The sequence below is a fragment of the Burkholderia sp. Bp8998 genome, from assembly GCF_003854235.1.
Taxonomy (GTDB): Bacteria; Pseudomonadota; Gammaproteobacteria; order Burkholderiales; family Burkholderiaceae; genus Burkholderia.
Genome location: NZ_QTQF01000020.1, coordinates 93154 through 107716, shown reverse-complemented (window position 1 = coordinate 107716; position 14563 = coordinate 93154). Strand labels below are relative to the sequence as shown.

Sequence of the window (14563 nt, the reverse complement as noted above, 5' to 3'; positions counted from 1 at the left end):
AGACAGTCCGGGAAAGGTAGGTAGTGATGCGAAATAATCGCACTGCGACACGGCCTTCTCCCGGAATTATTTTTTTGATTCTGCAGAAAAGCCCGTAAGTTGTTACACTACGGCGCTTGTGCGGAGTCATCTGCTTTGCATCGGACCAGAATAAGCGCTAAAGCGCCAACTCTGCTCGAGAGGAGGAATTGGATGAGTCAGGCAGGACTGCGTGCGAACCGCACCAGTGATGTTGAGGCAACCATCTCACATGATTCGACGGGCCACACGCTGCATCGTGGCCTGACTTGGAAAGACGCATTCTGGGTAACGAGCGGCGTGCCGGCAGGCGTGCTGTTCACGATCGGCGGCGTATGCGCGACGATCGGCCAGCCCGCGTGGGCGATCTGGATCGCCGCGATCACGATGGGGCTGATTCAAAGCGCGACTTATGCGGAAATATCAGGGCTATTCCCCCATAAATCGGGCGGCGCGTCGGTGTATGGCGCGATCGGCTGGGTTCGTTACAGCAAGCTGATTGCCCCGGTTTCCGTGTGGTGCAACTGGCTCGCGTGGTCGCCGATGCTCGCGCTCGGCTGCGGCCTCGCGGCGAGCTATGCGCTCACGAGTCTCTTTCCCGCCGATGCGGCGGTGCTGCACTGGCAGCTCAAGATTGCGGATCTCGGTTTCATCAAGCCAGGTCTGTCCCTGCGAATCAACGCGACGTTCATCATCGCGACGATTCTGCTTCTCATCACGTTCAAGCTTCAGCACAGCGGCGCGTCGAAGGCTGCGCGTACGCAGCGCATTCTCGGCATCGCATCGCTCACGCCGCTGCTGATCGTCGGGATCGTGCCGTTCATCACCGGCGACGTGCCGATGTCGAACCTGTTGCCGCTGCTGCCGCTCGGTCACGACGCGCACGGCAACCTCACGACCGCGACGTTCGGCTCGTGGAACGGGCAGGGCGTGACGATGGCGCTCGGCGCGATGTTCATGGCCGGCTGGGCGTCGTACGGCTTCGAGACGGCCGTCTGCTACACGCGCGAATTCCGCGATCCGCGCCGCGACACCGCGAAGGCGATCTTCTGGTCGGGCGCGTTGTGCCTCGTCGTGATGACGCTCGTGCCGATGGCGTTCCAGGGCGCGCTCGGCACGCAGGCGATGCTCGATCCGGCGATCGGCGACGGCACCGGCGTCGCGGCCGCGATGGCGAAGATCGTCGGTGGCGGCGCGTGGGTCGCGAATGCGGTCGTCGTGATGCTGATGCTGTCGATCCTGCTGATCGTGATGACGTCGATGATGGGCTCGTCGCGCACGCTGTACCAGGCATCGGTCGACGGCTGGCTACCGAAGTATCTGTCGCACGTGAACGAGCACGGCTCGCCCACGCGCGCGATGTGGACCGATCTCGGCTTCAACCTCGTGTTGCTGATGATGTCGGACTACATGACGGTGCTGTCGATCTCGAACGTCTGCTACATGCTGTTCGTATTCCTGAACCTTCAGTCGGGCTGGATCCACCGGATGGATCGCGGCAACTGGGATCGGCCGTTCCGCTGCCCGACCTGGCTGCTCGTCGCCGGTTCGATCTGCGGCTACGCGAACCTCGTCTATGTCGGCGCGGGCGCGAACCTGCAGGGCGAAGGCACGCTGCGCAACGGGCTGATCGCGATGCTGCTGATCGTGCCGGTGTTTCTCTATCGTCACTACTGGCAGGATCGCGGCCGTTTCCCCGCGCAGATGCAGCGCGACATGGAACTCGAAGTGCCGAAGCGTGCGATGTGGCTGAACCTGATGCCGTATGCGGCGCTGGTCGGCGCGGCGCTCACTATCTGGCTGTCGTACTACTTCGCGTGGGTGAAGTAGGCGCCTGACCGCGGCACGCGCCGCGCGCGACGAATCCGGACACCGCACCCGGGGCCGTCGCGCGAAGCGTCGAACGCCATGCTCAAAAAAACCGACCGGCATCTGCCGGTCGGTTTTTTGTTGGCGGCTCGCCGAACGTATGCGCTTACGGAAACACCACCGTCCGGTCGCCGTTCAGGAACACGCGGCGCTCGATGAATGCCTTGACCGCGCGAGCGAGCGTGATGCACTCGACGTCGCGGCCGACCGCGAGCAGTTGCTCGGGACGCAGCGCGTGATCGACGCGCTCGACCACCTGCTCGATGATCGGACCTTCGTCGAGATCGTCGGTCACGAAGTGCGCGGTCGCGCCGATCAGCTTCACGCCGCGCGCATGCGCCTGGTGATACGGCTTCGCGCCCTTGAAGCCGGGCAGGAACGAATGATGGATGTTGATCGCGCGGTGCGCGAGCTTCGCGCTGGTTTCCTGCGACAGCACCTGCATGTAGCGCGCGAGGATCACGAGTTCGGCGCCGCTCGACTCGAAGAAGTCGAGCCACTGCGCTTCCTGCTGCGCCTTGGTGTTGGCCGTGATCGGGAAGTGGCGGAACGGCAGCCCATGCTGCACGGCGAGCGGCTCGAAGTCCGGATGATTCGACACGATGCCGACGATGTCCATCTTCAGCTCGCCCATCCGCCAGCGGAACAGCAGGTCCGCGAGGCAGTGCTCGAGCTTCGACACCATGATCAGCACCTTCGGGCGCGCGTTCACGTCGTGGATCGCCCATTGCGTGTCGCCATCACCGTCGCCGCCGAGCGCGGCGGCGATCGGCCCGAACTCCTGGCGCAGCGCGTCGATCTGCAGCGTCTCATCCGTCGGATGAAACACGCAGCGCACGAAGAAGTGATTGCTGAGATCGTCGTCGAACACGTTCAGCGCATCGACATAGCAGCGATGGCGTTCGAGAAAGCCGACGACGGCGGCGACCTGGCCGGCCGCGCTCGGGCACGACAGCGTCAGGACGAATTGATCGGGGCGTGAGTCGGCGGTCATGAGATTCCTCGGATGTCATGGGGCGCGAACCCGCACGGCGGCGCACCGGGGCGCCAGATTATGCGGGTAGCGTGAGGCTCAAGTAAATCAGGACGATTTTGGCGCGGATAGAACCAACCCGCCGTGTGGCTGGTATCGGCGCGCCAGCGCGGCCGGGCTGGGGCTGGGGGTCGGACGGCCGGTCCGAGGGCGTCGGGCGCGTAACCGGCCGGCATTCGGCGGGCCGTCAGGCCGCCGGCCAGCAGGCGTTCAGGCCGGTGCGCACGCGTCGAGCAGCCAGCGCCGGAACAGGTGGGTCGCGTCCGGCTCGGGCCGCTGCGGCGGCCGCACGAGGAAGTAGCCGCGCGACGTGACGACGGGTGCGTCGACGAGCTTCACGAGCTGCCCGGACGCGACCAGCTCGTCGACGAGCGGCGACCAGCCGAGCGCGACGCCCTCGCCGAGCAGCGCCGCATGGATCACCAGCGCATAGCTGTTGAAGGTCACGCCGCGCGCGTCGGCCGGCGCGTCGAGGCCGTGTGCGTCGAACCAGCCGGCCCACGACAGCCAGCGCTCGGGGCGCGTCGGCTGCACGTGCAGCAGCGGCAGCGTGTGCAGATGCTCGGGCCGCGTGACTTGCGGGTGCGCGGCGCGGAACGCGGGCGAGCACACGGGCGTGACGGATTCCGGAAAGAGCCGCGCAGCCGTGCACGACGGCCAGTGGCCGTCGCCGAACAGGATCGCGATGTCGGCGTGGTCGCGCTGCGCGTCGTAATCCTGTGACGTGACGACCCGCACGTCGACGTCCGGCATCACGCGCTTCAGCCCCGCGAGGCGCGGCATCAGCCAGTAGGTCGCGAAACCGAAATCCGTGACGATCGTGAGCGCGCCGTGCTCGCGGCGCGCGCGCAGTGTCGCGGTGGCGCCGCGCAGTGTGTCGAGGCTCACCCGCACGGCTTCGTACAGGCACTGGCCGTCGCGCGTCAGCGTGACGCCGCGCGGGCTGCGCTCGAACAGCGGCACGCCGAGCTCCGCCTCGAGCTGGAACACCTGCTGGCTCACGGCCGGCTGCGTCGAGCCGAGCTCGCGCGCGGCGGCGGTGAAGCTCTGGAGACGGGCGGCCGATTCGAACGCGCGCAGCGCCTGCATCGACGGTAACGGTTCGGGTTTCGACATAAGTCTCTCTAATGGGCCCATAAGAGCCGGACGCCTTCCCGCGCGAATTCGGGCGGGGGATAGTGCTTCGGACGGCACGGCACCGCGCCAGGCCTTCCGCGATTCTGCCAGTCGCGGCCGGTGCGCGCGGCACTTTCTGCAGGCCGCGTCCGTCATGCCGGCTGCGTCGCTGCACGAGCGCCGCGCCGTTCCGTTCGAACACCGATTTCCCCACGACCGCGATGACGAACCCGACTCCCAACATCCTGATCCTGATGGCCGACCAGCTGACGCCGTTCGCGTTGCCGGCCTACGGCAACCGCGTCGCCCGCACGCCGACGCTCGACCGCCTCGCCGCGCAAGGCGTGGTGTTCGATGCCGCGTATTGCGCGAGCCCGCTGTGCGCGCCGTCGCGTTTCTCGCTGCTGACCGGCAAGCTGCCGTCGGGTATCGGCGCCTACGATAACGCCGCCGAATTGCCGGCGCAAACGCTGACCTTCGCGCACTACCTGCGCGCGGGCGGCTACCGCACGATGCTGTCCGGCAAGATGCATTTCTGCGGCCCCGACCAGCTGCACGGCTTCGAGGAGCGGCTCACGACCGACATCTATCCGGCCGACTTCGGCTGGGTGCCCGACTGGGACGCCCCGACCGAGCGGCCGAGCTGGTATCACAACATGAGCTCGGTGCTCGAGGCCGGCCCGTGCGTGCGCACGAACCAGCTCGACTTCGACGACGAGGTCACGTTCGCGGCGAAGCAGAAGCTGTACGACGTCGCGCGCGAGCGGGCGGCCGGACACGATGCGCGGCCGTTCTGCATGGTCGTGTCGCTCACGCATCCGCACGATCCGTACGCGATCACGCGCGAGTACTGGGATCTGTACAGCGACGACGAGATCGACATGCCGGCCGTGCGGCTCGACGCGGAAGAGAGTGATCCACATTCGCAGCGGCTGCGCTTCGTCTGCGAAAACGACCGCACGCCGCCGACCGACGCGCAGATCCGCGCCGCACGCCGCGCGTACTACGGTGCGACGTCCTACGTCGACGCGCAGTTCGGCAGCGTGCTCGCCGCGCTCGAGCAATGCGGGTTCGCCGACGACACGATCGTGATCGTCACGTCCGACCACGGCGACATGCTCGGCGAGCGCGGGCTCTGGTACAAGATGACGTTCTTCGAAGGCGGCTGCCGCGTGCCGCTGATCGTGCACGCGCCGGGCCGCTTCGACGCCGCGCGCGTGCGCGGGCCCGTGTCGCACGTCGACCTGCTGCCGACGCTCGTCGAGCTGGCCGGCGCGGCGCCCGCCGGCGGCTGGCCGGACCCGGTCGACGGCGCGAGCCTCGTGCCGCATCTGCACGGCGCACCCGCGCACGACGTCGCGCTGGGCGAGTACCTCGCCGAAGGGGCGGTCGCGCCGGTCGTGATGATCCGCCGCGGCGACTGGAAGTACGTGCATTGCCCGGCCGACCCCGACCAGCTCTACAACCTCCCCGACGATCCGCGCGAGCGCACGAACCTGGCCGGCCTGCCCGAAGCCGCCGACGTGCTCGCCGCGTTCCGCGCGGAAGCCGCGCGGCGCTGGAACCTGCCGGCGCTCGACGCGCAGGTACGCGCGAGCCAGCGGCGCCGGCGGTTCCATTACGCGGCGACGACGCAGGGCCGCATCCAGGCGTGGGACTGGCAACCGTTCACCGACGCGAGCCAGCGCTACATGCGCAATCACATCGAACTCGATACGCTCGAAGCGATGGCGCGCTTTCCGCGCGTCGGGCGCTGAACGGTCCGCATCGCGGTCATTGACGAACGACGGAGGAAACGAACCATGAAACAACGGCAATCCGATGCAGCAATCCGGAGGCTCGGCACGGCACTCGCCGCAGCCGCATGCGTGGCGGCGATGCAGCCGGCGCACGCCGCCGATCCGCAGACATGCCGTGACGTGAAGATGGCGGCGCCCGGCTGGACCGACATCGACGCGACGAACGCGATGGCCGGTGTCGTGCTGAAGGCGCTCGGCTACCGGCAGGATGTCGCGAACCTGTCGGTGCCGATCACGTACCAGGGCTTGAAGAAAGGGCAGGTCGACGTGTTCCTCGGCAACTGGATGCCCGCGCAGGCGCCGCTCGTGAAGCCGTTCGTCGACGAGAAGTCGATCGACGTGCTGCACGCGAACCTGAGCGGCGCGAAGTTCACGCTGGCCGTGCCCGACTACGTCGCGGCGGCCGGCGTGCACACGTTCGCCGATCTGGCGCGCTACGCGGACCGCTTCGGCGACAAGATCTACGGGATCGAGCCCGGCGCGCCCGCGAACCAGAACATCAAGCGGATGCTGTCCGACCATGCGCTCGGCGCGGCGAACTGGTCGCTCGTCGAATCGAGCGAGACGGGGATGCTCACGCAGGTCGAGCGCGCGGTGCGCGACAAGCGCTGGATCGTCTTTCTCGCGTGGGAGCCGCACCTGATGAACACCAAGTTCCACCTGACCTACCTGTCGGGCGGCGATGCGTATTTCGGCCCGAACTATGGCGGCGCGACGGTCAACACGGTGACGCGTCCGGGTTTTGCCGGCCAGTGCGCGAACCTCGCGCGGCTGTTCAGGCAGATGACCTTCTCCGTCGACGTCGAGAACCGGATGATCGCCGACATGCTCGACAACAAGACGTCGCCCGCGCTCGCGGCGCAGCACGTGCTGAAGGCCGACCCGGCGCTCGTCCAGGGCTGGCTGGACGGCGTGACGACCGCATCCGGCACGCCGGCGCTGCCGGCCGTGCGCGCGGCGCTCGACGCCCGCTGACCTGCCTCCGGGCGGCCGGTTTTGGCCGCGCCGCCCGCCTCCGTGTTTTCCCGAACAGTCGCATCAAGACCATTTGGTGTCGCCTTCAGACGGGTGGCCGGAAATATGGGTTTGTATTTTTCGCCAATGGCTGCGTTATTGCGAAAAACGAAATACCGAAGCCAGTAGACGTACCGAATTCGAATCAGCCGGCGTATTGCGGCGCGCGCCAGGCAACGGTTCTTTCCATCGAACGGTTCAGGGAGGGTGGTCGACAATGAAGCAAAAGAAAGTTGCCGTAGCCGCCGCGCTCGCATGCGCGGCCTGTATTCCCGTCATCGGCCACGCGCAGAGCAGCGTGACGCTGTACGGGATCATCGACGCGGGCATCACGTACGTGAACAACACGGGCGGTTCGCATGTGGTCAAGTTCGACGACGGCGTCGCGTACGGCAACCGCTTCGGCCTGAAGGGCACTGAAGATCTCGGCGGCGGCCTGAAGGCGGTGTTCACGCTCGAGAGCGGTTTCCACCTCGGCAACGGGCAGCTCGGCTTCGGCGGGGCGGAGTTCGGCCGCCAGGCTTATGTCGGTTTGCAGAACGACTGGGGCACACTGTCGTTCGGTAACCAGCTGGACATCACCAACGAGCTGGTTTCGATCTACAACATCTCGGCATGGGGTAGCGGTTACGCGATCCACCAGGGCGACTTCGACCGCTTCAACGGCGACCGCCTGCCGAACTCGGTGAAGTTCCTGTCGAACGACCTGAACGGCTTCAAGTTCGGCGCGATGTATTCGTTCGGCAACGTCGCCGGCAACTTCCACCGCAACAGCGCATGGAGCGCGGGCGCGAGCTTCACGAAGGGCGACTTCTCGATCGGTGCGGCGTACACGCGCCTGAACAACCCGAACGGCATCTATGCGTTCGACCCGTACGCGATGATCGGCACGCATACGTTCCTCGGCCAGCAGACCGTCACCGTCGATCCGGCGACCGGCGCGCGCACCGACCTGTTCGCGAACACCGCGATGGACGTCGACAGCCAGGGCACGTTCGGCATCGGCACGAGCTACACGATCGGCAAGCTGTCGCTCGACGCGAACTTCTCGTACACGACGATCAAGGGCTTCGGCCAGTCGTCGCACATGCAGGTGTACGAAGGCGGCGGCATGTACCAGTTCACGCCGGCGCTGAGCCTCATCGCGGGTTACCAGCACACGCGCTTCGAAGGCCACCACTGGAACCAGGGCACGGCCGGCCTGCACTACCTGCTGTCGAAGCGCACCGACGTGTACATCTCCGGCGATTACCTGCGTGCTTCGCAGGGTGTCGATGCGGTGGTCGGCTACAGCTTCACGCCGTCGACCACGCAGACGCAGGCCGACGTGCGGATCGGGATGCGGCATTCTTTCTGAGCGGGGTGGGGTAGATCTTTCGACGTCTTCAGCGAGGTCTCTCTTTGGCGCGAACCGTGGTTCGCGCTTTTTTTTTTGTAGTGCCGCGCGTGACGGGCGCGCGAGCAAGGTGCCAGCGGTTGGCGATATCATCGCGATCTGGCGCGCCCCGCACTCCGCCGATCGGCCGCCCCCGACGCCTCCCCTCCGATGACCACCCCGTTACCCGAATCCAGTTTACCGTCGCCGTTACCCGCCAACCTGTTCCGCCACGCACCATTCCAGCGCTTCTGGGGCACGCGCGTGATGTCGTCGCTCGCGTTCCAGATCCTGTCGGTCGCGATCGGCTGGTACGTCTATGCGCTCACGCACAGCGCGTTCGCGCTCGGCCTCGTCGGGCTCGCCCAATTCGTGCCGATGTTCGCGCTGACGCTCGTCGTCGGGCAGGTGGCCGACCGCTACGACCGCCGGCGCATCGCGACGATCTGCCAGGGTGTCGAGGCGCTGGCCGCCGGCGTGTTTCTGTTCGGCGCGGCGCAAGGCGGGCTCACCGCACCGGGCGTGTATGCGCTCGCGGCGATCGTCGGCACCGCGCGCGCGTTCGAATCGCCGTCGGTGTCGTCGCTGCTGCCGGCCGTCGTGCCGCGCAGCGACCTGCCGCGCGCGACCGCGCTGTCGACGTCCGCGAACCAGGCCGCGCAGATTCTCGGGCCGGCGTTCGGCGGGCTGTTGTATGGCATCGGTGCGCCCGCTGCGTTCGGCACGAGCGTCGTCGCATTCGCGATCGCGGCGCTGCTGAGCGGCACGATTCCGCTGCGCAGCGCGCCGCCGGCACGCGAGCCGGTCACGCTGCGTTCGGTATTCTCGGGCATCGCGTTCATCCGGCGCGAGCCGGCGATCCTCGGCGCGTTGTCGCTCGACCTGTTCGCGGTGCTGTTCGGCGGCGCGACCGCGCTGCTGCCGATCTACGCACGCGACATCCTGCAGGTCGGGCCGTGGGGGCTCGGTGCATTGCGCGCGGCGCCGGCGGTCGGCGCGCTCGCGGGCACGCTGTGGCTCACGCGTTTTCCGTTGAAGGGGCGGCCCGGCCGCGCGATGTTCGGCGGCGTGATCGCGTTCGGGATCGCGACGATCGTGTTCGGGCTGTCGAGGAATTTTGCGTTGTCGCTGATCGCGCTGGCGGCGTTGGGTGCTTCGGACGTGGTGAGCGTCGTCGTGCGCCTGTCGCTCGTGCAGTTGCGCACGCCCGACGAGATGCTCGGGCGCGTGAGCGCGGTCAACTCGCTGTTCATCGGCACGTCGAACCAGCTCGGCGAATTCGAGTCGGGCGTGACGGCCGCATGGTGGGGCGCGCCGGCGGCGATCGTGGTCGGCGGCGCGGCGACGATCGCCGTTGCGCTCACGTGGATGCGGTTGTTCCCGACCTTGCGGAACATGAAATCGCTGGAGCGCGATCATTGAGTCGACGGTGAAACGGGGTGCTGACGTATTTCAAAATGCTTTCGTGTTTCAATCAAATGCCAAACGGAATTCGGCTCCCATAATCATCAGATCAATTCATTTGGCCGCTCGCATTTCCATCGAATCGAGACATTGGCTGTGAAACGAGGAGACGGGCGAGACCGGAAAAGCTAAAAAGGGGCGATCCTTCAATGCCTTGCCGTACAAGCCTTCGGGCAAGCATGTGTCGGACGAAGCTTCTGCATCAAATTACAGAATCCATTCTCATAAATACATTATTCTTTCTGTAATTTTTCGAAACATCTCGATTTTGTATGACAAATCGGTTATCAATTGAAACAATCAGAAATATCTGGAATGATATCGATTCTCATTTTCATGACCGCTGCGGCAACTGCGCTGCCGGTCACTCGTCAACCGTAGCCAGCTAGTGTCGTCGTCGGTCTGATCGTCGGCAGCCAGCAAGCCAACGCATCCGTGCCTCGTGCGCGCGCATCGCCGCGCGTTCCACGCGGGGCGGCTTCATTCCGACTGGATTTCCATGCCGAACAGGACCCCGTTCGCGAGCGCGCTCGCGCTGGCCTTTGCTTTGCCTATTGCTTCGCCCGCACTCGCCCAGAGCACGGGCGCCGAATCGTCGCCCGCCGCCACCGCGAAACCGGGCGCTGCGTCGCCGGCCGCCGGCGCGACCGCACGCGACACGCTGCCGACGATCAGCGTGTCGGGGCAGGCCGTGCAACAGGACTTCCAGGCCGGGCGCTCGACCGTCGGCGCGAAAACCCCCACCGCGCTGCGCGACATCCCGCAGTCGGTCACGGTGATCAACAAGGCGCTGATGGAATCGCAGGGGCTCACGTCGTTCCAGGACGCGCTGCGCAATGCGCCGGGCATCACGATCGGCGGTGCGGAAGGCGGGCAGATCGGCAACAACATCAACCTGCGCGGCTTCACCGCGCAGAACGACATCTATCTCGACGGCTTCCGCGACCGTAACCAGTACTACCGCGACACGTTCGATCTCGATTCGGTCGAGGTGCTGTACGGCCCGTCGTCGATGCTGTTCGGGCGCGGCTCGACGGGCGGCGTGATCAACCAGGTGTCGAAGAGGGCGAACCTGAAGCCGTCCGCAGAGGTGTCGACGACGATCGGTACCGACGACCACTACCGCACCAGTGTCGACCTGAACCGGCCGCTCGGCGCGACGTCCGCGTTCCGCGTCAACGCGTTCGGCCAGTCGCTCGGCTCGACGCGCGACGTGATGAAGAACAAGGACTACGGGATCGCGCCGGAGCTGCGCTTCGGCATCGGCACGCCGACCGAGGTGACGCTGTCCGCACTGATCCAGCACAACTACGACATGCCGGACTACGGCGTGCTCGCGGTCAACGGCCATCCGGCGCCGGTGTCGAAGAACACGTTCTATGGCCTCACCGACGACCGCACGATCCAGGACGTGCAGACGGTGTCCGCGCGCATCGATCATCGCGTCAACGATGCGCTGACGATCAGCAACCGCACGTCGTTCTCGCACTCGATGACGGATGCGCGCGAGACGGCCGCGAACGCGGTGCTGACCGGGCCGCTGGCGTCGAGCACCGCGCTGACGAACGGCAACTACACGTCGTTGCCGATGTCCGCGCTGTACGTGAAGCTCGCGAGCCACGATCGCGTGATCGAAAACCATTCGGTCGACAACGACACGATGGCGCATTTCAAGTTCGACACGGGCTTCGTGAAGCACGACCTGATCGCGGGCGCCGAGGTCGGCCACGACAGCTATACGAACCAGGCGTACACGCGCAGCGGCCTGCCGATCCTGTCGCTGATCGATCCGGCCTACCTGTCGTCGACCGCGGCCAACGCGACGCAGACGCCGGCCAACCACGCGGAATCGGGTGCGACGACGCTCGCCGCCTACATGAACGACACGGTGTCGATCGGCCGCGACTGGAAATTCGTCGGCGGGCTGCGCTGGGATCGCTTCCAGGCGCATCTCGCGAACACGGTGAGCGCGCCCCGCCATGCGTCGCAGACGAACTATTTCACGAGCGTGCGGGCCGGCCTGATCTACCAGCCGACCGAATCGCAGTCGTACTACTTCTCGTACGGCACGTCGTTCAACCCGTCGCTCGAGGCGCTGACGGTCACGAACAACACGCAGAACCTGTCGCCCGAACACACGAAGTCGTACGAGGTTGGCGGCAAGTGGGATCTGCTGAACGACAACCTGTCGGTCACGTCGGCGCTGTTCCAGCAGGAGAAGAGCAACGCGCGCACGCTGACGTCGACGGGTGAATACCTGCTCGAGGGCGACATTCGCGTGCGCGGCTTCCAGGCGAGCGTGACGGGCCACATCACGCCGAAGTGGCAGGTGTTCGGCAGCTATACGTACATGAACGGCGCGATCCTGAGCGCGCTCGACGGCACACAGGGCAAGACGCTCGCGAATACGCCGCGCAACACGTTCACGCTGTGGACCACGTATGTGTTCACGCCGCACTGGGAAATCGGCGGCGGTCCGACCTACATGTCGGGGCGCTACGCGGCGAATACGAACTACGTGCAGGTGGGCGGCTACACGCGCTGGGATGCGACGGCCGCGTATCACGCGAAGCAATGGGACCTGCGCGTGAACCTGCTGAACCTGACCAACAAGTTCTATTACGATGCGCTGATCCAGTCGGATGGCGGCCGCGCGGTGCCGGGCATCGGGCGCACGTTTCTCGCGACGCTCGACTACCGGTTCTGAGCGGCGTGCTCGCTGCCGCGTGATTCGATGAAAGAGGTGGAACGATGCTTGTACACATCCCGAACGTTCTGACGCCCGAACAGGTGCGCATGGTGCGTGACCGGCTCGACCTGGCGGGCGACGCGTGGGTCGACGGCCGCGCGACGGCCGGCTACACGGGCGCGCCGGTCAAGCGCAACCAGCAGATCGCCGAGCATTCGCCGATTGCGCGCGAGCTCGGCGACGTGATCCTGGCCGCGGTCGAGCGCAATCCGCTGTTCATCAGCGCGGCGCTGCCGAACCAGGTCTATCCGCCGCTGTTCAACCGCTACGAGGGCGGGATGACGTTCGGCAGTCACGTCGACGGCGCGGTGCGTGTGTTGCCGAACGGCGTGAAGCTGCGCACCGACGTGTCGGTCACGCTGTTCCTGTCCGCGCCCGACGAATACGACGGCGGTGAACTCGTGATCGAGGACGCGTATGGCGTACAGCAGGTCAAGCTGCCGGCCGGCGACATGGTCGTCTATCCGGCGACGAGCCTGCACCAGGTCACGCCGGTCACGCGGGGTGCACGTGTCGCGAGTTTCTTCTGGGTGCAGAGCCTCGTGCGCAGCGATGCGCAGCGCGCGCTGCTGTTCGACATGGACACGGCAATCCAGCGGCTCAACGCCAGCGGCGCGGATACGCAGGCGTGCCGCAGCCTGGTTGGCTGTTATCACAATCTGTTGAGAATCTGGAGCGAGATTTGAGCGTTGCCGATCCGATCGAAATCGACGCGGCATCCGCGTCCCGCATCGCACCGGGCGTACGCCCGGCCGGTTCAGGCGGCACGCGATCGCGCCGCGGTACGTTCATCAAGTGGCTGCGAAAAGTGCATGGCTGGGTCGGCCTGTGGGGCGCGGCGCTCGGCCTGCTGTTCGGCACGACGGGATTCGTGCTGAATCATCGTGCGCCGCTGCTGCGAATCCAGACCGGCGCGCCGCATGTCGAGACGTTGCGGCTCAATGTACCCGACCCGGAACCCGCGTCGCCGCGCGAGTTGGCGCAATGGTTGCGTGCGCAACCTGATCTGCATCTGCCGGAACGCATGGGCCGCGTGCAGAAGGAACCCGAGCATCCCGTCGCATGGGGCGACCGCGAGACCGTGCAGCCCGAGCACTGGCAGCTCGTGTTCGCGTCGCCGCATGAAAGCGTCGCGGTCGACTACTGGGTCGGCAGCGGCACGATGACGCTCAAGCGCACCGACAACGGCACGCTCGCATGGCTGACGAACCTGCACAAGGGCGTCGGGATGAGCATCGGCTGGGTGCTGCTCGTCGATACGCTCGCCGGCGCACTGATCCTGCTGTCGCTCACGGGCGTGCTGTTGTGGACGGAGTTGAACAAGCGCAAGACGATCGGCGCGGTGCTCGTGATTGGCTCGATCGTCGCGATCGTATGTGCGGCCGGCGCGTAACGGGTGGCGGTCAGGCGGCGGCGTCGCGTGTGACCTGAACGGCCGTGCCGTAGCAGATGACTTCCGTGATGCCCGACCCGATCTCGGTCGAGTCGTAGTGCATCGCGACGATCGCATTCGCGCCGAGCTTGCGCGCATCGGCGAGCATCTTGTCGAACGCCTGCTGGCGTGCCTTCTCGCACAGCGACGTATAGAGCGTGATGTTGCCGCCGAAGAGGGTTTGCAGCGCCGCGCCGAACGAGCCGACGATCGAGCGCGAACGCACGATGATGCCTTGTGCGACGCCGAGCGAGCGGACCGTCGTATGGCCGGCGAGGTCGAACGCGGTCGTGACACGCTCGGGCGTGAGATCGCTGATTGGGCGGGAGAATTCGGTCATGGCGGTGCACCGGGGTGCGGAAGTGATCGAACGACGATTCTATCCGGAACGGGAAACGCGCTCGAGCCGCATCGGATGCGCATGACGCGCGCGCCCGGTGCGGCTCGAGCCGGCCGAGGCCTGGTCAGTGCCTGACGGTCGCACCGCCGTTGCCGCCGAGATCGACCGCATAGGCGAGCGCCAGCTTGCCGAACTTCAGCGCGTGGTTTGGAATCGTCGATCTCGACGACATGCACGGTCTCGCGGCGCCCGGCGCCGTCGGCCGCCCTGCCGGCGTCGACTGTCGTGCCGCCCGGCGCGGCGCTCGGGCGGGTCAATGTCAGAGTAGGCATGTTCGATCCCGTGAGGGTAGCG

General features: G+C 66.3%; 11 protein-coding genes. 8 read left to right on the top strand and 3 right to left on the bottom strand.

The features are described from left to right. Window positions 1-192 precede the first annotated feature (192 nt). The gene (locus tag DIE06_RS20680) at window positions 193-1848 is read left to right on the top strand and encodes an APC family permease (RefSeq protein ID WP_124662939.1); all 1656 of its coding nucleotides are present in this window, start codon (window positions 193-195) and stop codon (window positions 1846-1848) included. A 145-nt stretch (window positions 1849-1993) separates the two neighbouring features. Here the strand turns inward: DIE06_RS20680 and DIE06_RS20675 are convergent, their stop codons facing one another. Next, window positions 1994-2881, bottom strand: coding sequence for a formyltetrahydrofolate deformylase (locus DIE06_RS20675; RefSeq protein ID WP_124662938.1), 888 nt, complete (start codon window positions 2879-2881; stop codon window positions 1994-1996). 249 nt (window positions 2882-3130) lie between these two features. After that, window positions 3131-4057: a choline sulfate utilization transcriptional regulator gene (locus DIE06_RS20670; protein WP_124662937.1), complete on the bottom strand. Its 927-nt coding sequence runs from the start codon at window positions 4055-4057 to the stop codon at window positions 3131-3133. 200 nt (window positions 4058-4257) lie between these two features. Here DIE06_RS20670 and betC point away from each other — a divergent pair, with 200 nt between their 5' ends. The 7 genes from betC to DIE06_RS20630 all read left to right on the top strand — a co-directional run bounded on the left by betC (window position 4258) and on the right by DIE06_RS20630 (window position 13830). Then, window positions 4258-5793: a choline-sulfatase gene (betC, locus tag DIE06_RS20660; protein WP_124662936.1), complete on the top strand. Its 1536-nt coding sequence runs from the start codon at window positions 4258-4260 to the stop codon at window positions 5791-5793. Between the two features lie 45 nt (window positions 5794-5838). Continuing rightward, complete coding sequence (gene choX / locus DIE06_RS20655; RefSeq protein WP_124662935.1) at window positions 5839-6810, top strand: choline ABC transporter substrate-binding protein; 972 nt, start codon at window positions 5839-5841, stop codon at window positions 6808-6810. A 256-nt stretch (window positions 6811-7066) separates the two neighbouring features. Continuing rightward, on the top strand, window positions 7067-8206 hold the full coding sequence (locus DIE06_RS20650; protein ID WP_124662934.1) for a porin: 1140 nt from the start codon (window positions 7067-7069) through the stop codon (window positions 8204-8206). Window positions 8207-8395: 189 nt separating this feature from the next. Next, window positions 8396-9646 (top strand): MFS transporter, encoded by a 1251-nt coding sequence (locus DIE06_RS20645; protein ID WP_124662933.1) that lies wholly within the window; start codon window positions 8396-8398, stop codon window positions 9644-9646. 541 nt (window positions 9647-10187) lie between these two features. After that, window positions 10188-12395: a TonB-dependent siderophore receptor gene (locus DIE06_RS20640; protein ID WP_124662932.1), complete on the top strand. Its 2208-nt coding sequence runs from the start codon at window positions 10188-10190 to the stop codon at window positions 12393-12395. Window positions 12396-12439: 44 nt separating this feature from the next. Next, complete coding sequence (locus DIE06_RS20635; protein WP_124662931.1) at window positions 12440-13123, top strand: Fe2+-dependent dioxygenase; 684 nt, start codon at window positions 12440-12442, stop codon at window positions 13121-13123. Further along, window positions 13120-13830, top strand: coding sequence for a PepSY-associated TM helix domain-containing protein (locus DIE06_RS20630; protein ID WP_124662930.1), 711 nt, complete (start codon window positions 13120-13122; stop codon window positions 13828-13830). Before DIE06_RS20635 ends, DIE06_RS20630 begins: the two co-directional genes overlap by 4 nt. A gap of 10 nt (window positions 13831-13840) precedes the next feature. Here the strand turns inward: DIE06_RS20630 and DIE06_RS20625 are convergent, their stop codons facing one another. Beyond that, window positions 13841-14209, bottom strand: coding sequence for a YbjQ family protein (locus DIE06_RS20625; protein ID WP_124662929.1), 369 nt, complete (start codon window positions 14207-14209; stop codon window positions 13841-13843). Window positions 14210-14563 lie beyond the last annotated feature (354 nt).